Below are 19,018 nucleotides of genomic sequence, written 5' to 3'. Positions count from 1 at the left end.
GACGATTCGGATCTGCTGATATGCAGGCGGGTCGATGCTGCTGGTGGAAGGATGGAAAACGTGGGAACTGCGTTGGCTGAAATGACTATGCCTCAGATCTCGCCGCTTGCCGGCGAGCCGATCGAACGTGCCGACGCCGAGCGACTTGCGGGGGTCCTCAAGGCCCTCGCCGACCCCGCCCGGCTGCGGCTGCTCAGCCTGATCCAGTCGGCGCCCGAGGGCGAGGCGTGCGTGTGTGACCTCACCGCACCTCTCGGCCTCTCGCAGCCGACGGTCAGTCACCACCTGCGTATCCTCACCGAGGCCGGCTTGCTGGAGCGGGAGAAGCGCGGCGTGTGGGCGTACTACCGGCTGGTGCCGACGGCGATCGCAACGATCGCCGACCTGTTGACTCCGCCCCGTAAGCGAGCCACCAAGAAGGCTCGCTGAATCAGCGACTGGCCCGTCTGGTGCCTGCCCCTGTCCGGGTGGCACCAGACGGACCGACGGCTGTCCGGGTGGAGTTGAGGGTGCGGGGTCCGCTGGGGTGAACGACGACCTCACCGGTGACCTGCGCACGCAACTCGCCCGGGTCGGCCGGGACGTGGTGCGACCCGGTCTCGTGGTGGGCTCGGGCGGAAACCTGTCCGTCCGGCTGCCCGGCACCGACTCGTGCTGGGTCACCGCGGCCGGCACCTGGCTGGACCGGCTCGACCGGTCCGACTTCGTCCAGGTCGGCATCACCGACGGCGCGGTACGCGACGAGGGCGGCTCCGGCATGCCTGTGGGCGTACCGACGAGTGAGTTGGCGCTGCACCTCGCCACCTACCGGGCTCGTCCCGACGTACGGGCGATCGTGCACCTGCACCCGCAGCATGCGCTGCTGCTCGACGCCCTGGGCGAACACATCCGGTTGGTCACCACCGATCATGCCTTCTACCTGCGTCGGGTGGGCCGGGTGCCATTCCGGCCACCGGGTTCGGCGGAGTTGGCCGAACTCGCCGCCGCGGCGGCCGCCGACGGCACGAACTGTCTGGTGTTGAGCCGACACGGCTGCTCGGTGCTGGCCGAGAGCGTGGAACTGGCCCACAAACGGGCCGTCAACCTCGAAGAGGCCGCCCGGCTGACCTACCACGCCCTGGTCGCCGGCCGGCTCGACGATCTGACCGAGCTTCCGCCCGACCTCCTCGACCGGATCTGAGCACGCAGCGCCCCGGTTCTCGACCGGGTCGTGGCCGAGCGCTCGGCGACCGAGCCTGAGCGCTCAACCCCAGTCCCCGCTCAGGGGCGGTGCTGCTGGCTTTCGCGCGCGGCCTCGTCCAGTGCGGCCTGCTCGGCCGGGGTGGTGCCGCGACGGGCAGCCATCCGGGCTCGGAGCAGCTCGATCGCGATCGGCACCACCGAGATCACCACGATCAGGATCAGGATGATCTCGATGTTCGCCTTGACGAAGTCGATCTGGCCGAGGAAGTAACCGAGCAGCGTGACCCCGGTGCCCCAGAGGGCCCCACCGATCACGTTGTAGATCACGAACGTGCGGTAGTTCATCTTGCTGACGCCGGCCACGATCGGGGTGAAGGTCCGTACGATCGGCACGAACCGGGCCAGCACGATCGACCGGGCGCCGTACTTGTCGAAGAACTCGTGCGCCTTGAGCAGGTTCTCCTGCTTGAACAGCCGCGAGTTCGGGCGGCGGAACAGCGCCGGCCCCACCCGTCGGCCGAACAGGTAGCCCACCTGGTCACCCGCGATCGCCGCGATCGTGATCAGCAGGCAGACCAGCCAGATCGGGTACGTGATGTACTGCCCGTCGGAAGTCAGCAGGCCGGTGGTGAACAGCAGCGAGTCGCCGGGCAGGAAGAACCCGATCAGCAGCCCCGACTCGGCGAAGACGATGGCCAGGATGCCGAGCAGCCCGAAGGTCGAGATCAGCCACTCCGGGTCCAGGAACTCAGGGCCCATGGCCAGCGTGGTGGTGGGCGTCGGCACGGGGTGACCTCCGAAGTTTCCCGGTCGGGCAGCGACTTTCCGCGCACTGGCGGACATTCCGAGCAGGGTACGACCCTCCGCCGCGGCGACGGGTACCCCCGCAGTCTAGGTGGCGGCGATGGGCGCCCGCCCGCCGACGTCTCTCCCCGGCCGACGAACGCCCACCGCCGCCGGGCCCCCCAGCCGACGGACACCCCACCCGAGCGGGGTGACTTCGGTTACAGCCGGGGGTCCACCGGCTCTGACTCGCAGGCCAGGATGGCGAAGACCAACTCGTGTCGCCGCCACAGCGGGGCACCGTCGGCCAGCCGGTCGAGCGCGGCCAGGCCGAGGCCGTGCTCGCGCAGCGCCAAGCCGCGCTTGCGCCCCAGCGACCGCTTGCGGAGCACCGCCAATTGCTCCGGCTCGGTGTACTCCGGCCCGTAGATGATCCGCAGGTACTCCCGGCCCCGGCACTTCACCCCCGGCTGCAGCAGCCGGCCGCGCCCGTCGACCGCAGCCAACCCGGCGTACGGCTTGACCACCATGCCCTCGCCGCCGGCAGCGGTCAGCTCCAGCCACCACTCGGTGGCCTCGCGTACCGCGGCCTCGTCGGCGAGGTCGACCACCCGGCGCCGGGTGGGGGTGAAGAACACCGGATCGGCCTCGTGCAGCCGATCGGCCACCGCCAGGTGCCAGCCGTGGTCCCGGCCGGTGTGCGTCGCCCCGGCGCTCGCGAGCAGCGCGAACGGGGCGAGCGTCACCCCGTCCAGCCCGTCGGAAGGGTGCACGTACGCCCGGTAGGCCTCGGTGTAGCGGGCCAGGTCGGTTGCCCGGCGGGCCATCCGGTCCCGCAGTTCGCCGACGGGCAGGCCACGCCCGGTCGCGGCGTCCAGCGCGTCGAGCACCGCCGGCAGCACCGCCCCGCCGGCCGCGCCGACGCTGGCGTACTGCTCCCGGATCAGGCCGGTCGCCTTCGCCGACCAGGGCAGCAGTTCGGTGTCGAGCAGCAACCAGTCGGTGTCGAGTTCGGCCCACAGCCCGGCACCGGTCGCCGCCGCCCGTACCTTTGCCAGCAGGCCCGCGTCCAGCGGTTCGCCGAAGAACGGGCGCCCGGTACGGGTGTAGACCGCCCCGCCGGCCGGACCGAACCGGTTGTCGTCGGCCTGCCGGCAGACCAGCACCACCGCGCGGGAGCCCATGTGCTTCTCCTCGCAGACCACCCGGTCGACGCCGGCCGCCCGGTAGTCGGCGAACGCCTGGGCCGGGTGCTCCAGGAAGCCGTCCAGTTCGGCGGTCGAGCAGGGTGCCATCGTCGGCGGCAGCCACGGCAGGGCGCGCGGATCGACCGCGAACCGGCTCATCACCTCCAGTGCGGCGGCGGCCTGTTCGGCGTCCACGGTGAGCGTGCCGTACCCGTAGTCGAGGTGCCGGCGTCCGGTCACGTCACCCAGGTCGAGCGTGCCCTCGGCCCGGTCGGGCTCGGCGGCCGGCACGCTGACCAGGGGTCGCGCCGGGGCGTAGTACTCCTTCGCGGCCGGCACCGAGACCAGGTCCCGCTCCGGGTAGCGCAGTGCGGTCAGCGTGCCGCCGAAGACGCAGCCGGTGTCGATGCAGATGGTGTTGTTGACCCATTCCGGGGTCGGCGTCGGGGTGTGGCCGTAGACGACCATGGCGGAACCCCGGTAGTCGCGGGCCCACGGGTAGCGCACCGGCAGGCCGTACTCGTCGGTTTCGCCGGTGGTCTCGCCGAAGAGCGCGAACGCCCGTACCCGTCCCGATGCCCGTCCCTGGTATTCCTCCTTGAGACCGGCGTGTGCGACTACCAGCCGGCCGCCGTCGAGCAGGTAGTGGCTCACCAGGCCGTCGATGAACGTGGACGCCTCGGCGACGAACGCGGACTCCTCCTGTTCGAGCTGCTCCAGCGTCTCGGCGAGGCCGTGGCTGACCTGCACGTTGCGTCCGCGCAGCTTGCGCAGCAGCTTCTGTTCGTGGTTGCCGGGCACGCAGATCGCGTGCCCGGCGGCGACCATGCCCATCACCAGGCGGAGCACGCCGGGCGAGTCCGGGCCGCGGTCGACCAGGTCACCGACGAACACCGCGGTACGCCCGTCCGGGTGCGTGGCGTCGACCGGTCGCCCCTGCGGGTCCCGGTGCAGCGTCCAACCGAGCCGGGTCAGCAGCGTCTCCAGCTCGGCCCGGCATCCGTGTACGTCGCCGACGATGTCGAACGGACCGGTCAGCTCCTTACGGTCGTTGAACATCCGCTCGTACCGGATGGTGGCGGCGTCGATCTCCTCCACTCCGCGCAACACGTGCACCTTGCGGAAGCCCTCCCGGGCCAACTGCCCGATCGAGCGGCGCAGGTCGCGCTGCATCCGGCCGAGCACCTGGCGGCCGAAGGTCCGGTCGGTCCGCGCCTGGGTCCGTTCCCAGCACAGCGGTTCCGGCGCGTCGAGCACCACCGCCACCGGCAGTACATCGTGCTCGCGGGCCACCCGTACCAGGCCGGCGCGGGCGTGCGACTGGAGGTTGGTCGCGTCGACCACGGTCAGCCGACCGGCGCGCAGCCGCTTGCCAGCCACGTAGTGCAGCACGTCGAACGCCTCGGCGGAGGCGGACTGGTCGTTCTCGTCGTCGGCCACCATCGCCCGGAACGCGTCCGAGGAGAGCACCTGGGTGGGTGCGAAGTGCCGGCGGGCGAAGGTCGACTTGCCCGAACCGGAGATGCCGACCAGGGCGACCAGGGCCAGCTCCGGAATGTCGAGGGCGGTCATGCGGTCCCCTCCTTCGAGGTGTCGGCGGTCCGTGCGGTTCGTGCCGAGTCGGCGGTCTGTGCGGCGCGGGTGAAGATGGCGAGCTGGGTGGGTGCGCCGACGATCGGGTCGTCGTCACCGACCCCGGTGATCGTCGCGGTGTAGCCGTGGGCGGCCGCGACCCGGTTCACCCAGTCGGCGAACTCGGCCCGGTTCCACTCGAACCGGTGGTCGTGGTGCCGCATCGAACCGGCTGCCAGGCCCTCGTACCGGACGTTGTACTCGGAGTTCGGGGTGGTGACCACCACCGTGGCCGGCTGGGCGTGACCGAAGACCGCCCCCTCCAGCGCCGGCAGGCGGGGTGGGTCCAGGTGCTCGACGACCTCCATCAGCACCGCGGCGTCGTACCCGCGCAGCCGGTCGTCGCGGTAGGTGAGGGCGGACTGCCACAGCTTGATCCGGTCCTGCTGACGCTGCGGCAACCGCTCCAGCCGGAGCCGCCGCTGCGCCATCGCCAACGCCCGGTGCGACACGTCGGTACCCACGATCTCGGTGTAGCGCCGGTCCCGGATCAGGTCCGCCAACAGTGCCCCACCACCACAACCCAGGTCGAGTACGCGAGCAGCGCCGACCTGGGCCAGCGCCGCCAGTACGGCCGCCCGGCGGCGTACGGCCAGGGGCTGGCGTCGGGCCTCGGCCGGCAGGTTGGCGTCTTCGTCGGAGCCGGCATCGTCCGGAACGTCCACAGTGTCCGGTTCGCCGTTGTCGTCGATCAGGCGCAGTTCGGCCAGTCGGGCCAGGGCCGCCCCGGCCAGTGCCCGGCGGTGGGCCAGGTACCGCCGGGTGATGAGCCCCCGTTCGGGGTGCCGGGCGAGCCAGCCCTCACCGGCCCGGAGCAGCTTGTCGATCTCGTCCGGCGCCACCCAGTAGTGCTTGGCGTCGTCCAGCACCGGCAGCAGCACGTAGAGCTGGTTCAGCGCGTCGGCCACCCGCAGCGTGCCGCGCAGGGTGAGCGCGACGTACCGGCTGTCGCCCCAGTCCGGACGGGTCGCGTCGAGCGGGATCGAATCGGCCGTGACCGTCCAGCCGAGCGGGGCGAAGAGCAGGTTCGCCAATTCGGCACCGCCGCGGCAGCGCAGCACCGGCACGCCGATCTCCAGCGGGATCGGGGTCGCGGCCAACTCCGGCCGGTCCTTGGAGGCGCCGTGCAGGGCCGAGCGGAACACCTTGGCCAGGGCCGAGGAGAGCAGGCTCGACGCCGCGTACGGCCGGTCGTTGACGTACTGGCCGAGGGTGAAGCCCTCGGGGGTGCTGCCGGCACCCCGGCCGCGGCCCTTGCCGCGCGCATTGGTCAGCCGCAGCGGGTCGACGTCGAGCAGCAACGCGGCGGTGCACCGGTCCTCGTCCGCCTGTGGATAGAACACGTGCGCCGTCCCCGTCGGTACGTCGAACGAATGCTGCCGGTCCGGGTGTTTGACCAGTAGGTAACCGAGGTCGGTGGCGGGCCGGTGGGTGGTGGAGACGGTAAGTAGCACATCCGGAATGATCTCAGCCAGCATCGACCCGCGTCGCCCAAATTTGTCGGCAACCGGGCCCCTGCGACGGGTACGGTCGGCCTCCCGATGGTCGGCCGGCAGAGTTGATGAAACCGTCACCGGGAAATTGCAGCCTTTCCCGGGTCTCGACCCGTCAATAGTTATGGCAGCGCGACGCGACAGGGAATCCGGACGGTGACGATGCGGGCTCGCAGCGGCAAAGACAGCGACTCGGGCATGGCCGGCAAACGGCAGCCGAAGCGGTCGAAGCGGCCGGGACAATCGAAGCGTTCGGGGCGGTCGAAGCAACAGGGGCGCGAACCGCAGCCGGAGCATCCGGACAATTCCGGTTCCGCTTTCGATCCGACTGTCGACTCCGGATCGGCAATTGATGGCGAGTTGTCGGCCGCTTCCGAGTTGTCGGTCGAGTCCGATTCGCTGGCCGCTGCCGAAGGAGAGAGCGGTTCGGGGTCCGGCAAGAGCAAGCGCCGGTCCGGCCGGCGACGGGCTCCGATCTGGACGAAGGTGTTGGTGGCAACGGGGTCGCTACTGGTGGTGATGAGTGGTGGGGCGTACGCGCTGACCCAGGTCGCGATCGACAAGGCGACCTCGAAGATCACCCAGGCCACCCTGCTCGACGGCGAGGCCGTCGCGGTGCCGGCGACCCCCGGTCCGGCCGGGAAGAAGATCGACGGTCCGCTCAACCTGCTCCTGGTCGGCATCGACGTCCGGCCCGGCTGGGACGCCGGTGCCCGGGCCGACACGATCATGATCGTGCACATCCCGGCCAGCCACGACCAGGCGTACCTGGTCTCGATTCCGCGCGACTGGCGGGTGCCGATCCCGGCCAACCCGGAGACCAACTACCGCGGCGGGACCGACAAGATCAACGCAGCGTTCGAGTTCGGCTACCGGGGCGAGGGTACCGAACTCCAGAAGCGGGCCCGAGGCTTCAAACTGCTCGCCAGGACTCTCAACAAGCAGATCGGCATCACCTTCAACGGCGCCGCCCTGATCGACTTCCAGGGCTTCCAGTCGGTCATCCGCGAACTGGGCGGCGTCGACATGTGCATCGACCAGCGCGCCTCCTCGATCCACCTGGCCTACGACCGCAACGGCAAGCTCGTACCGATCAAGTTCAACGAGGCCACCCACCGGGTCTTCGACGTGCCCCCGGGCGGCAAGGTCGTCGTGCACGAGGTCGGCTGCCGACCCATGTCGGCGGAACTCGCCCTCGACTACGCCCGGATCCGGTACGGCCTGCCGAAGACCGACTACGACCGGCAGCGCCACCAGCAACAGCTCATCAAGGCCATCGCCAAGAAGGCCACCAGCGCGGGTGTGGTCACCAACCCCGCGAAGATCGGTCGGGTGATCACCGCCGCCGGCAAGGCGTTCATCCTCGACACCCAGGGTGTGTCCATCGAGGACTTCGTGTTCACCCTCAAGGGCGTCGCCGCGAACGACATGGCCGTACTGAAGACGAACCAGGGCAACTTCGCCGAGGTGAAAATCAACGGCATCTCGTACCAGAGGCTCACCGACGAGTCGATGGAGATGCTGCACGCCGCGCGCGACGGCACCCTGGACGAGTTCGTCCGTACCCATCCTGCCGTGGTCGCACCGAAGACCGGCTGATCCCCCGGGACCGTCGCCGCAATCATTCCGCGGGTCCGACCCGTCTCTAGAGGCGAGGACCTTCGGAGGTGCCAGTGACATACGCGGACTTCGCCGACACCCGGCTCACCGCGCTGCTGCGGTACGCGGTGCTGTTGACCGGAGACCCCCACCTCGCCCAGGACCTGGTCCAGGAGACGATGGTGCGGGTCCAGCTCAACTGGCGCCGGGTGGCCCGGGCCGACTCGCCCGACCGCTACGTACGCCGCATGCTGACCAACCAGTACCTCGACTGGCAGCGCGGCACGTGGTTCAAACGGGTGCTGCTGCGCGCCGACCCCGGTGAGCCGGTGGTGGCCGCGACGGTCGACCACGCGCAGAACGCCGCCGACCGGGACCAGATCTGGGGCTGGTTGAGCCGACTACCCCGGCGGCAGCGGGCCGCCCTGGTGCTGCGCTTCTACGAGGACCTCCCCGACGCCGAAATCGCCGAGGTACTCGGCTGTGCGGTCGGGACGGTACGGGCGTCGATCTCCCGCGCCCTGGCCACCCTACGTGCCGAGCTGGTGGAGGCAAGCTGATGATCGAGGAAGAGCTGCGGGCGACGTTCGCCCGACACGGGGAGCTGGCACCGCCGGCCGGACCACTGCGTGCCGCCATCGACGCGATCGCCGCCCGGCGTCGGCGCCGCCGCACCGCCGTCCGTACGACCGGCGCGGCGCTGGCCGTACTGGCCGTGGTCGGGATACCGGTGCTGGGGCGGGGCCTGGTGCCGACTCCGGCTCCGGTCGAGCAGGTGGCGGAGGCACCGAGCCCTCCGGGCCGGCCGGACGGCGCACTGAACTTCCTGCTGCTCGGGGTCGAGGGACAGGACCAGGACAACGCCCGGGCCGACTCGGTGCTGATCGTCCACGTACCGCGCGACCGCAGTCGGGCGTACCTCGTCTCGGTCCCGCGTGACCTCGGAGCCGACATCCCCGGTCACGGCGTCCGCAAGCTGTCGGAGTCGTTCCTGCTCGGCAGCGCCCGGCCGAGTGGGGGAGCGGACCTGCCCGGCGGGGCCCGGCTGACCGCGAAGACGGTCACCGGCCTGACCGGTCTGACCTTCGACGGGACCGCGGTGCTCACCTTCGACGGGCTGCGCCAGCTCACCGACGCCGTCGGCGGGGTCGAACTCTGCCTGCCCGCCGCGGTGCAGTCCCTGCACACCCGGCGTGTGTTCCCGGCCGGATGCCAGCAGTTCGACGGCGCCGCAGCGATCGACCTGCTCCGGCAGCGGTACGGCCTGCCGGTGGGCGCGCACGACCGGGATCGCAACGCCCAGCGGTTCGCGACCGCCCTGGCGTCGAAGATGACCAGTACGGAGGTGCTCACCAACCCGGTCCGGCTGTCGAAGATCCTTCAGGCCGTCGGCGACGGACTGGTCACCGACACCGGCAAGTCGTCCCTCGCCGGGCTGCTGCCGACCCTGGTCCAGGTCGCCGGGGCAAAGCCGGTGGGCATCGGCTGGGACTTCGACAACGCGCCGACCGACAGTTCGGGACGCCTCGCCCTGGATAGGGCAGCCGCCGACGACCTGTTCGCCGCGCTACGCGGCGACACCCTGACCGCCTGGGTGGGCGCCCATCCGGACAGGGTCACCCGCTGACGATCGGCGTCGGCGGCCACCCGCCGACGCCGATCACCGGTAGTCGTCCTCCGGGCCGATGATCCGGGCCTGCTCCAGCGCGTCCCACTCGTCCACCTCGATGCCACGGGGCAACTGCTCCGAGTCGGTCGCCGACGGGGGACCGTCGTCGGTCGGGTCCGCGGAGGAGGCCTGCTCGACGGCGTCGTCGGCGGGCGCCTCCGGGTCCCTTTCCTCCGGGTCGAGGTGGTCGCCGGGGGCGAACTCCTCGCCGAGGACAAAATCATCGTCGGGCTGGGTCATCGTCGCCTCCTCCGGTCCGCAGTGCTCCTTCACCGTACGGGTTGGCCTGCCGGTCCGCCGGATTCGTGCCGGCAATCGGCCCGCCCGGTACGGGGCGGGCGGCAGTCGCCGGGTTTGGCACCCGATCGGGCGGTGGCGGTGACACGATGGGCCGGTGGGCTACCTGATCCGGCTGGTGATCACCGCTGTCGCGTTGTGGGTCACCACCGCGCTGGTGCCCGGCATCGACGTGTCCGGCCGGTCGGCCGGGGAGAACGCGTTGACGCTGCTGGTCGTCGCGGTGATCTTCGGTGTGGTCAACATGGTGCTGAAGCCGATCATCCGCGTGGTCGGTTGCGTGTTCTACGTCCTCACCCTGGGGCTGTTCGCCCTGGTCGTGAACGCGCTGCTGTTCCTGCTGACCGACTGGATCGCCGGTGAGTTCGACCTGCCGTTCCACGTGAACGGCTTCTGGGCGGCCTTTTGGGGAGCCATCGTGGTGGCGGTGGTGAGCTGGTTGATCAGCGTCTTCGTACCGGACCGGTTCGACCGCCGATGAGCCGGGCCGCAGCAGGTGGGCCGGGTCGGGCCGGTGTCGACGCGGGTCGGTTGTGTCGGCAAGGGCGCCCTGCGGGATACTGCCCGCGAAGGACAGCGCGGTCCGGCGCGTACACGTGAGACAGCGGCCGTAGCGGCCGAAGTGGTTAGTAAGGAGCGTTCGAGATGCCCATTGCTTCCCCCGAGGTCTACGCCGAGATGCTGGACCGCGCCAAGGCGGGCCGGTTCGCGTACCCCGCGATCAACGTGACGTCCTCGCAGACCCTCAATGCCGCGTTGCGCGGATTCGCCGACGCGGAAAGCGATGGCATCATCCAGGTCTCCACCGGTGGCGCCGAATACCTCTCCGGTCCCTCGATCAAGGACATGGTCGGCGGCTCGGTCGCGTTCGCGCTGTTCGCCACCGAGGTGGCCAAGAAGTACGGCGTCAACATCGCGCTGCACACCGACCACTGCCCCAAGAACAAGCTCGACGGGTTCGTCCGCCCGCTGATGGCGATCTCCAAGGAGCGGGTGGCCCGCGGTGAGGCCCCGCTGTTCCAGTCGCACATGTGGGACGGCTCGGCCGTACCGGTGGCGGAGAACCTGGAGATCGCGGCCGGGCTGCTGGACGACGCTGCCGCGGCGCACGTCGTACTCGAGATCGAGGTCGGTGTGGTCGGCGGCGAGGAGGACGGGGTCGAGGGCGCGATCGACGACAAGCTCTACACCACCGTCTCCGACGGTCTGCAGATGGTCGAGGCGCTGGGCCTGGGTGAGAAGGGTCGCTACATGGCGGCGCTGACCTTCGGCAACGTGCACGGCGTCTACAAGCCGGGCAACGTCAAGCTCCGCCCGGAGATCCTCAACGAGATCCAGCAGGCGGTCGGCGCCAAGTACGGCAAGGACAAGCCGCTCAGCCTGGTCTTCCACGGCGGCTCCGGCTCGCTGCTGGAGGAGATCCGGGAAGCGCTGGACTACGGCGTGGTGAAGATGAACATCGACACCGACACCCAGTACGCGTTCAGCCGCCCGGTCGCCGACCACATGTTCCGCAACTACGACGGCGTGCTCAAGGTGGACGGCGAGGTCGGCAACAAGAAGCTGTACGACCCTCGCGTCTGGGGCAAGGCGGCCGAGTCCGGTCTCGCCCAGCGGGTGGTCGAGGCGTGCGAGCACCTGCGCTCCACCGGCACCACCCTCGCCCGCTGACCCAACCCGAACGCTGACCAATCTCGAACGCTGACGGCCGGTCCCCCGACGACGGGGACCGGCCGTTTTCGCGTACGTCGACGCGGTCAGTCGTGGACGAGCAGGCGTACCGCCTCGTGCACGTCGTCGGTGACGTGGATCGAGCCGGTGAGGTCGCCGAACGGGGTGAGCGCGAACAGCGGCCGCAGCAGCGACTCGATCGGCAGCGTCTCGGTCCAGAAGGCCCGGTCGAGGAAGACGTACGCGCCGCTGGCGCCGTCGGTGCCGTAGAAGGTCTTGGTCGCGGCCTGGAACACCTCCTGCACCGTCCCGGCCCGACCGGCGGCGAAGACGATCCCGCCCCGGGCCAGCCGGAGCAGGGTGTCCTCCCGGATCGCGTTCGAGAAGTACTTGGCGATCCTGCCCGCGAACAGGTTCGCCGGCTCGTGTCCGTACAGCCAGGTGGGGATGGACAGGCCACCGCGCCGCGCCCAGCCGACGGTGTCGGCCACGACGGTCCGCTCGCCGCCGCGCTGCGCTGGCGGTGCACCGACCTCCGGCACCGACCCGTCATCGGCCGCCGACACGCCGTTCCCGGCGACCGACACGCCGAGTTTCGTGGTCGACCCGGGACCGTCGGGGTCCGGCCCGAACTCGGCCCGGACCCGCAGCGCCGCCGCGGTGTAGCGGTCGTGGTCGCCGAAGTCGGGCGCGGCGGCGAGCAGGTCGATGGCGCAGGCCAGTTCCTCCGGCGTACGCCCGGACAGGTACGCGCCCAGGTTCGCCGCCTCCATCACGCCCGGCCCGCCGCCGGTCACGACCAGCCGGTCCGCCCGCGCCAGTTCCCAGCCCAGCGTCGCGGCCAGCCGGTACGCCGAGGTCCCCCGGGGTACGGCGTGCCCGCCCATCACCCCGACCACCGAGCCGGGGCCGTGGATGGCCAGCCAGCTACGGGTGGCGTCGGCGAGCGCGTTGTCGACGCCGTGGTCGTGCATCCGTTGCGCCAGCGCCTCGCGTACCGGTGGCATCGCCCCGCCGTGGCCGCGGAAGTGCTCGTAGACCACGGTGTCGAACATGCCGGCGAAGCCACCGTCGCCGAAGCCCGCGACCAGGTCGTCCGGGGTGTAGAGCCGCGGCGGCTGGGTCGAGTACGGCAGAGCGGTGAACGGCGGCAGCAGGTGGGCGCCCCGCTCGATGAGGTCGGCCTCGACCTGACGGGAGGCGAACCGGCAGCCGATGAAGAGGGTGTCGGTGAGGTCGACCGTGGTGAGGTCGGGCGCCGGGTCGAGATCCAGCCGCAGCCCCTGCACGGTCAGCCCGGCGAGACTGCCGGTACGCAGGTGACGGTCGAGTTCGGCGCGGGACTCGATCTCGGACTCCGTGGTGTCGTCCGGTTCGAGCAGGTGGGTCGTGGGTGGTGTGGGCACGTCCGACATCCTCCTCCGCGCCGGCAACCCGCGACCAACGCCGGCCGGTCCGGAAGGACGTCGGGCAGTCCGCAAGGACGTCGGGCGGTCCGCAAGGACGCCTGGATGGACGTCGGGGAAGACGAGAGCCCGGTGACCGAAGTCACCGGGCTCTCCTTACCGGGTCCTGGGGAGGCTCCGGACCTCTATTTGTAGTCGAGTCGACCATTGCCCGCACCCGCCGCACGCGTGACCGAAGACTCAGCCTTTCAGTCAGGCCGAGAGGTAGCCCGCCTCGCGACCGCCCAGGTCGGGCAGGTTCAATGGGCCGATGCAGAGTCTTTTGCCCGAACCGCCGGCCACCCTCCTCCCCGCCGACGACGCGGCCGAGGCGGCCCTCGCGGAGGCCATCGAGGCCGACACCGACGAGGCCTACGCCTCGGTCGCCGCGCGTTTCCCGACCTCCAGCGCCGCCTGGGGGGCGCTGGGCCAGCGAGCGCTCGCGTCCGGGCAGGTCATCACGGCGTACGCGTACGCGCGTACCGGCTATCACCGTGGGCTGGACCAGTTGCGCCGAAACGGCTGGAAGGGGCACGGTCCGGTGCCCTGGGCGCACGGCCCCAACCAGGGGTTCCTGCGCTGCCTGCACGTGCTCTCCCGAGCCGCCGGTGAGATCGGCGAGTCGGACGAGGCGGCCCGCTGCGCCCAGTTCCTGCGCGACTGCGACCCCGAAGCCGGTGACGCGCTCGCCGGCTCCTGAGCTGGCCCTACGCGTCGCTGGTCCCGCCGACCGGTCCGCTCCCCGCCCCGGCCCGACCGGGGCGGGGAGAACCCGTCACAGGCCCTCGGCCACCGCGGCTGCGATCTTCAACCAGGCGTCGCGGCTGGCCGCGGAGAGCTGCCCGTACCGGATCGGCTCGCCGGTGTCGATCAACCGCTCGTACGGCGCCAGCAGCACCGCCCTGGTCCGGGCGGCGAAGTGGCGCTGGATCGCCGGCAGGTCGATCTCCTTGCGTGACGGTGGCATGGACACCACCGTCACCGCCTGCCGGACCAGCCGCTGCCGGCCGCTCTGTTCCAGGTGGTCGAGCATCCGGGCGGCGGTCTCGGCGGAGTCGTTCCGGGCGGACATGGTGATCAGGAGCTGGTCGGTGGCGTCGATCGCGGCCTGCCAGTTCTGCGCCCGTACGTTGTTGCCGGTGTCTACGAAGATCAACTTGTAGAACCGGCTGACCACCTCACGGATCTCCGCGAAGGCGGCCGCGGTCAGCATCTCGCCACCGGTCGCCGACTCGTCCGACGCGAGTACGTCGAACATCCCCTCGCCCTGCGACCGGACGTACTGCGACAGGTCGCCGACCCGCCCGTGCGACACCTGGAACTGCCCCAGGTCCCGCAGCATGTCCCGGACCGTACGGGAGTGGAAGTCCTGCTGCGCCCGCATCCCGAGGGTGCCCTGGGTCTCGTTGTTGTCCCAGGCCAGCACGTACCCGCCGCGCTTCTGACCGAAGGTCATCGCGAGCAGCAGGATGGCCACCGTCTTGCCCGCGCCACCCTTCGGGTTGACCACGGTCACCTGGCGCAGCCCGCCGAAGTTCCGGCGCACCATCTCGACGTCCTGCCGGATCTCCTGCTCGTGCCGCCCCGGCGAGAGCCGGACCAGCCCGAGCGTGGTCTTGTTGACCGCCGCCCGTACGCCCATGGTGGCGATCGGGTCGGCGGGGCGGTTGGCCCGGCGACGCGCGAACTCCTCCGCCGTCGGGGTCGACGAGTCGGGGGTCCAGACCGGCTCCGGGTACGTCATCGCCGGTGGTGGCACCCTGGTCACCCCGGCTGTCTCCCGGTACGGCTGCTGCGGCACCTCGGCGACACCCGGATGCCCCTCCGCCCTCGGATGCCACCCACCAACCGGCGGGTACGGCACCGCCCTCGGCACCGGCGGCTGTCCCGGTACGGCGCCCGCCCCGCCCGCGTACGCCGCACCTCCCGGCCCCGGATAGCCCTCTTGGTAGCCCTCGCCGCCTGGCGTTTGATACCCCCCGCCTGGCCCCGAGTAGTCCTGGCCTGCCTGCCCCTGGCCTGCCTGCGCATGCCCTGCCTGGCCCGGGTAGCCCTGCCCTGCCTGCCCCTGCCCTGCCTGGCCCGGGTAGTTCTGTCCAACTTGTCCTGGATAGCCCTGCTGGGTGGACCCCGGGTAGTCCTGAGCGGCCGGTCCCCGATGGTCCTGACCGGCCGGTGGCCCGAGGTACTCCGGCCTGGCCGGTACCGGGTGGTTCTCGCCCGGCGGATAGCCCTGGCCGGCCGGAATGCTGGCGCTGCCGACCACTGCCGTGCCGCGTGACGCCGGTGGCTGAGGCTGTCCGGGCAGCGGCACCCGCGCCGATGCCGATGCCGACGGTGCTGTTGCTGCTGGCGGTGCTGTTGCTGTCGGCGGTGCTGTTGCCGGCGGTGCCGAGGCAGGCGGGGCGGTGGTCGCGGGTGGGTGAGGACCGGTGACCGGCGTCGGTGTGTCGGCGGGGAGTTGCGGGCTGGCGGAGTCGGGGTCGGCGGCTGCCGCCGGGGCGGCCGGGTAGTCGATGGCTGGGCGCTGCGGTGGTTGCGCCCAAGGGGACGCTGGTGCCGCCGCCCGGTTGCCGTGTGGACCGGCACCGGGTGCCCCGTCCGCTGGGCCGCCCGGCCCGGCGGGTCCACCGGCGAGCAGGTCGTCCAGGGTGAAGGGGTCGTCGAGGCGTACCGACGGGGTTGCCGGGCTGGAAACCGTACCCGGGGTCGGTGTGTCTCCGGTCGGCGCCCACGGGTCCGGCGCTTGTCCCGGCCCAGCGGCGCCTGGTGTCCGGGCCGGGTCATCGTCGGCTCGTGCCGGTTGTACCGGCGGCCGGTTGGCTGCCGCACCGGCCGCGCCACTGATCAGCGGCCACGCTCGGGTGGGCTGCTCGACCGCCGCCCGCGTCTGCCTATCTCCCGCCGTCGGCGGGCCGCCCCCGTCCACCCCGTTCCCGGTGCCGGCCGTGGCTCCGCTCGCGGCGTTGCCCCCGGAAGCTCCGCTGGCCCCGGTGGGTCCACTCCCGGCGGCGCTGCTCCAGGTAGGCCCGACGGTGGCAGCCCCGGTCCCGGATGTGCCGCCTCCGGTCCCAGGTGTACCGGCTCCGGCTGTACCGCCTCCGGCTCCGGCTGCGCCGCGTCCGGCGGCTCCCGCCTCCGGTGTCTGGCCGAGCGGTGCGACCGGTGCCGTCGGGGTGGGTACCGGTGGCACGGGCATGGCCGGCGCGGCCTGCGTCGGAGGCATGGCCGGCGCGGCCTGCGTCGGCGGCGCGGGCAGTGGGGGTGTGGTCGGCCGGGGCGTCGCCGGAAGCGGAACCGGGCCGCCTCCCCAGGCGATGTCCGCGCCGACTCCCGGCGTCTGCGGCGGCACCGGAGGGCTGCCGGCGCCCGGGCCGCCACGGGTCGCCGGGACGTTGCCGCCCGTCGGCTGCGGCGGCTCGGCGACGATCTCGTCCGGCGGCCAGAACGGCTCGACGTCACGGGGCGCCGCCCCCTGGCCCGGCCCGCGGAACTGGTCCGGTTGGTCGTCCACCACGGCTAACTCCCCCCTGCTCCGCCCGAGGATATGCCCGCCGGGCGGGATCAGCCCGGCACCGAGCCCGGCTGTCGGCCGACGTACCTGGTCAGCGGCCGTACACCGCCCAGGCGCCGGGCTCGATCCACCAGGACCGCTTGCGGCTCAGGTCCCCGCTCACCCCGTCGTCCACGTACGGCAGATCACCGTCGCGTGGCACGACCGCGACCGCGCGTCCACGGGCCCGGCGCACCTCGATGCGTACCTTCTTGCGGCCCCAACGGCTGCCGGTGAGCACCGGAACCGCCACCGCGACCTCGATGGTGCCGCTGGTCGGGTCCGCCTCGGTCAGCAGTGGCAGCCCGGCGAGTTGGGCGTAGCCGCGTCCGTTGCCGATCGCGCAGGCCAGTACCGGGTCGTCGCCGCTGGTCAGGATGGTGTCGTCCACCTCGACCCGGCCGCGCCAGGGGATGGTCCGACCCTCTTTGTCGCCGCCGCCGAGCAGCACCCCGTCCAGGGTGACCGAGCCGCCGTCGTTGCGGAGCAGGTCGAGCCGGCGGACCGGGCCGTCGAGTAGCGCGGCGGCCACCTCGGCCGGCTCGCGGGGCAGCCCGAGCTGACCGACCAGGTCCACGGGTGACCCGGCGCGCGCACCAGCCGGGTCGAGCGGGAGCAGTCCGATCGGCGGCAGGTCCGGGACCGTACGGTTGCCGGCGAGGTCGGCCGGACGGCGGCTCGGCGGAGGGGCGTACCGGCGGACCATCCGGCGCATTACAGCGCGTAACTGGCCGTCACTGGCCGTGGCGACGACCAGACGGGTCTTGCTGTCGCCGTCCGGCCAGGTCAGTCCGTCGGGGCGGGCCGGCGCATCGAGCCGTGACAGCACCTCGTCGATCTCGGCGTCGGAGGATGCGGTGACCATCTCCACCCGAGCGCCCCGGGCGGTCAGCGCATCTGCGCAGTTCAGCACGGGTACCCGAGGGGTATCGGTGCAGCTGTCGCCGGCACCTTCGGCACCCGTTCCACAGCATCCGTCGCCGCTTCCGCAGCCGGCGGAGCCGTCCCGGCCGGACCCGAGGGTGAGCAGCACCACGTCGTACACGGGCGGTGGCCTCCTGCCTGTCTCCCGGCCACTACTGGCAGGGCTGTCACTTCTTGTTAATCTGACACCTCGGGCTCGCCACGCGGTCGCCACCTGGCACCCGAGCCCCTCGAAGGCGGGTTGAGATGCCAGCGATCGTGCTCATCGGGGCGCAGTGGGGCGACGAGGGCAAAGGCAAGGTTACCGACCTGCTCGGCGAGCAGGTCCACTACGTCGTCCGTTACTCCGGCGGTAACAACGCCGGACACACCGTGATCACCCCGGACGGGCAGAAGTACGCACTGCACCTGATGCCGTCCGGTGCACTCTCGCCGAACGCGATGATCGTGATCGGCAACGGTGTGGTGGTCGACCCGAAGGTGCTGCTGGCCGAGATCGACGGGCTGGCCGAGCGGGGCGTCGACGTCTCCCGGCTACGGATCTCTGGCGACGCGCACCTGATCATGCCGCACCACCGGGCGCTGGACAGGGTGGTCGAGCGTTACCTCGGCTCGGCCCGGATCGGCACCACCGGTCGCGGCATCGGCCCGGCGTACGGCGACAAGGTCGCCCGGATGGGCATCCGGCTGCAGGACCTGCTCGACCCGGGCATCCTACGCAAGAAGCTGGAACTCGCATTGCGCGAGAAGAACCAGATGCTGTTCAAGGTCTACAACCGCAAGGCGCTGGACGTGGACGCGGTCACCGAGGAATACCTGGAGTACGCGAAGCGGCTGCGGCCGTACATCGCGGAGACCCGGGCGATCCTCTGGGACGCGCTGGACCGGGGCGAGACGGTGCTGCTCGAAGGTGCCCAGGCGACCATGCTCGACATGGACCACGGCACGTACCCGTTCGTGACCTCGTCGAATCCGACGGCGGGTGGGGCCTGCGTGGGGGCGGGCATCCCGCCGACCGCGATCACGAAGGTGATCGGGGTGACCAAGGCGTACACCACGCGGGTGGGTTCGGGGCCGTTCCCGACCGAGCTGTTCGACGACAACGGCATGCACCTGCGCAAGGTCGGCGCCGAGTACGGCACCACCACCGGCCGGGAGCGTCGTACCGGTTGGTTCGACGCCGTGGTCGCCCGGTACGCGACCCGCCTGAACGGCATCACGGATCTGGTCGTCACCAAGCTCGACGTGCTCACCGGGCTGGAGAAGGTGCCGATCTGCGTCGGCTACGAGATCGACGGTGAGCGGTTCAGCGACATGCCGATGACGCAGACCGCGTTCCACCACGCGACGCCGATCTACGAGGAGCACGACGGCTGGTGGGAGGACATCACGAAGGCCCGTACCGAGGCTGAGCTGCCGGAGAACGCCCGCCGCTACATCGCCCGCATCGAAGAACTCTGCGGCACCCGCGTCTCCGTAGTAGGAGTAGGCCCCGGCCGAGAAGAAAACGTAGTCCGCCACCCCCTCCTCTAACCACCCGCCCCGATTTCCTCGTTGATCATGAAGTTAGCGACGAGAAACGT

At 71.3% G+C, this 19,018-nt stretch carries 17 protein-coding genes; 9 read left to right on the top strand and 8 right to left on the bottom strand.

Annotated features, from left to right (window positions below; all coding sequences use genetic code 11):
• The first annotated feature begins 51 nt into the window (after positions 1-51).
• Positions 52-429: a metalloregulator ArsR/SmtB family transcription factor gene (locus AB0J90_RS14115; RefSeq protein ID WP_076468717.1), complete on the top strand. Its 378-nt coding sequence runs from the start codon at positions 52-54 to the stop codon at positions 427-429.
• 97 nt (positions 430-526) lie between these two features.
• Positions 527-1,180, top strand: a complete 654-nt coding sequence (locus tag AB0J90_RS14110; protein ID WP_363595737.1) for a class II aldolase/adducin family protein — start codon at positions 527-529, stop codon at positions 1,178-1,180.
• Between the two features lie 80 nt (positions 1,181-1,260).
• On the opposite strand, the gene AB0J90_RS14105 is transcribed toward AB0J90_RS14110, so the two are convergent.
• The 4 genes from AB0J90_RS14105 to AB0J90_RS14090 form a co-directional block, all read right to left on the bottom strand.
• Positions 1,261-1,968 carry a DedA family protein gene (locus AB0J90_RS14105; RefSeq protein ID WP_363595735.1) on the bottom strand — a complete coding sequence of 236 codons (708 nt, stop codon included), beginning with the start codon at positions 1,966-1,968 and terminating at the stop codon, positions 1,261-1,263.
• A 218-nt stretch (positions 1,969-2,186) separates the two neighbouring features.
• A complete protein-coding gene (locus tag AB0J90_RS14100) occupies positions 2,187-4,724 on the bottom strand; it encodes a polynucleotide kinase-phosphatase (protein WP_363595733.1) in 2,538 nt (845 codons plus the stop codon).
• Positions 4,721-6,238 (bottom strand): 3' terminal RNA ribose 2'-O-methyltransferase Hen1, encoded by a 1,518-nt coding sequence (locus AB0J90_RS14095; RefSeq protein WP_363596241.1) that lies wholly within the window; start codon positions 6,236-6,238, stop codon positions 4,721-4,723. Before AB0J90_RS14095 ends, AB0J90_RS14100 begins: the two co-directional genes overlap by 4 nt.
• Positions 6,239-6,399: 161 nt before the next feature.
• The gene (locus AB0J90_RS14090) at positions 6,400-6,858 is read right to left on the bottom strand and encodes a hypothetical protein (protein ID WP_363595731.1); all 459 of its coding nucleotides are present in this window, start codon (positions 6,856-6,858) and stop codon (positions 6,400-6,402) included.
• Here AB0J90_RS14090 and AB0J90_RS14085 point away from each other — a divergent pair.
• The 3 genes from AB0J90_RS14085 (at position 6,797) to AB0J90_RS14075 (ending at position 9,503) form a co-directional block, all read left to right on the top strand.
• Positions 6,797-7,876, top strand: coding sequence for an LCP family protein (locus tag AB0J90_RS14085; RefSeq protein ID WP_363595729.1), 1,080 nt, complete (start codon positions 6,797-6,799; stop codon positions 7,874-7,876). The two genes, AB0J90_RS14090 and AB0J90_RS14085, sit on opposite strands and share 62 nt — an antisense overlap.
• A 68-nt stretch (positions 7,877-7,944) precedes the next feature.
• Entirely contained in the window at positions 7,945-8,436 is a 492-nt protein-coding gene (locus AB0J90_RS14080; protein ID WP_363595727.1) for a SigE family RNA polymerase sigma factor, read from the top strand.
• Positions 8,436-9,503 carry an LCP family protein gene (locus AB0J90_RS14075; RefSeq protein ID WP_363595725.1) on the top strand — a complete coding sequence of 356 codons (1,068 nt, stop codon included), beginning with the start codon at positions 8,436-8,438 and terminating at the stop codon, positions 9,501-9,503. Before AB0J90_RS14080 ends, AB0J90_RS14075 begins: the two co-directional genes overlap by 1 nt.
• A gap of 33 nt (positions 9,504-9,536) precedes the next feature.
• Here the strand turns inward: AB0J90_RS14075 and AB0J90_RS14070 are convergent, their stop codons facing one another.
• Complete coding sequence (locus AB0J90_RS14070) at positions 9,537-9,785, bottom strand: hypothetical protein (protein WP_363595723.1); 249 nt, start codon at positions 9,783-9,785, stop codon at positions 9,537-9,539.
• Positions 9,786-9,939: 154 nt separating this feature from the next.
• Here AB0J90_RS14070 and AB0J90_RS14065 point away from each other — a divergent pair, with 154 nt between their 5' ends.
• Both AB0J90_RS14065 and fbaA read left to right on the top strand, forming a co-directional pair.
• On the top strand, positions 9,940-10,323 hold the full coding sequence (locus AB0J90_RS14065) for a phage holin family protein (protein WP_363595721.1): 384 nt from the start codon (positions 9,940-9,942) through the stop codon (positions 10,321-10,323).
• Positions 10,324-10,487: 164 nt separating this feature from the next.
• Positions 10,488-11,513: a class II fructose-bisphosphate aldolase gene (fbaA, locus tag AB0J90_RS14060; protein WP_326562031.1), complete on the top strand. Its 1,026-nt coding sequence runs from the start codon at positions 10,488-10,490 to the stop codon at positions 11,511-11,513.
• Positions 11,514-11,599: 86 nt separating this feature from the next.
• On the opposite strand, the gene AB0J90_RS14055 is transcribed toward fbaA, so the two are convergent.
• Positions 11,600-12,919, bottom strand: coding sequence for a hypothetical protein (locus AB0J90_RS14055; protein WP_363595719.1), 1,320 nt, complete (start codon positions 12,917-12,919; stop codon positions 11,600-11,602).
• Between the two features lie 310 nt (positions 12,920-13,229).
• Between AB0J90_RS14055 and AB0J90_RS14050 the strand changes: the two genes are divergently transcribed.
• Positions 13,230-13,658, top strand: coding sequence for a DUF3151 domain-containing protein (locus tag AB0J90_RS14050; protein ID WP_363595717.1), 429 nt, complete (start codon positions 13,230-13,232; stop codon positions 13,656-13,658).
• 75 nt (positions 13,659-13,733) lie between these two features.
• Here AB0J90_RS14050 and AB0J90_RS14045 read toward each other — a convergent pair whose 3' ends face one another.
• Positions 13,734-15,608 carry a chromosome partitioning protein gene (locus AB0J90_RS14045; protein WP_363596239.1) on the bottom strand — a complete coding sequence of 625 codons (1,875 nt, stop codon included), beginning with the start codon at positions 15,606-15,608 and terminating at the stop codon, positions 13,734-13,736.
• A 955-nt stretch (positions 15,609-16,563) separates the two neighbouring features.
• Entirely contained in the window at positions 16,564-17,556 is a 993-nt protein-coding gene (locus AB0J90_RS14040; protein WP_363595715.1) for a hypothetical protein, read from the bottom strand.
• Positions 17,557-17,681: 125 nt separating this feature from the next.
• Between AB0J90_RS14040 and AB0J90_RS14035 the strand changes: the two genes are divergently transcribed.
• The gene (locus AB0J90_RS14035) at positions 17,682-18,968 is read left to right on the top strand and encodes an adenylosuccinate synthase (RefSeq protein ID WP_326562035.1); all 1,287 of its coding nucleotides are present in this window, start codon (positions 17,682-17,684) and stop codon (positions 18,966-18,968) included.
• The last annotated feature ends 50 nt before the right edge of the window (positions 18,969-19,018 follow it).

The organism is Micromonospora sp. NPDC049523 (assembly GCF_040676775.1).
In the GTDB taxonomy this organism is placed as follows: Bacteria; Actinomycetota; Actinomycetes; order Mycobacteriales; family Micromonosporaceae; genus Micromonospora_G.
Note: the sequence above shows the minus strand (reverse complement) of the source record. Positions and strands in the feature narration are given on the sequence as shown.